Source organism: Staphylococcus sp. GDY8P57P, from assembly GCF_017892585.1.
In the GTDB taxonomy this organism is placed as follows: Bacteria; Bacillota; Bacilli; order Staphylococcales; family Staphylococcaceae; genus Staphylococcus; species Staphylococcus borealis.
Genome location: NZ_JAESLK010000159.1, coordinates 1 through 548, shown reverse-complemented (window position 1 = coordinate 548; position 548 = coordinate 1). Strand labels below are relative to the sequence as shown.

General features: G+C 27.0%; 1 protein-coding gene and 1 pseudogene. Both read left to right on the top strand.

Annotated elements, in window-relative coordinates; genetic code table 11:
* A pseudogene (locus KA878_RS14115) lies at positions 1-303 on the top strand (ParA family protein); the annotation flags it as partial.
* Between the two features lie 9 nt (positions 304-312).
* The coding region (locus KA878_RS14110) for a plasmid replication-associated protein (protein WP_210142274.1) at positions 313-548 on the top strand (236 nt) is incomplete at its 3' end.

Genomic DNA, 548 nt, shown 5'->3' with positions numbered 1-548 from the left:
AGTTTGTCTTTTGTTAACTTTTTACGAGATAGAAAAAAGGAATCAAATTTGCCGTTTGAATTAATAGGTGCAATCCCAGTATTAATTAAGAAAAACGGTAATATTGATGAACAGATACTAGAAATATCTAAAAAAACTTTTTCAAATGCTTTATTTAAAAATCAAATATTTCAAAGAGAAAGAATTAAGAAGTTTGGTGCAGAAGGTATTAGGGATAAAGATACGCACGATAAAAGAGTATTGCATATGTTAGAAGCGATATATAAAGAATTAGTAGAAAGAATAGAAGTAATAGAAGGATAGGTGATCATAATGTCAGGATTTTTAGATGATATAAAATTTGAAGAACAAAAGAAAAAGGGTTTTTTGGATGATATAGACACTTCAGCAGTTAAGTATACAGAAAATTATAAACCGGTTGCTAAAAGTTCAACTATGAGAGTTGATACTCTGATCAAAAAAAGGTTTAGTCAGATGGCATTAGATAAAGATACTTCTATAAAATCAATATCAGATAAAGTTTTAAATGAGTTTTTAGAGAAAAATAA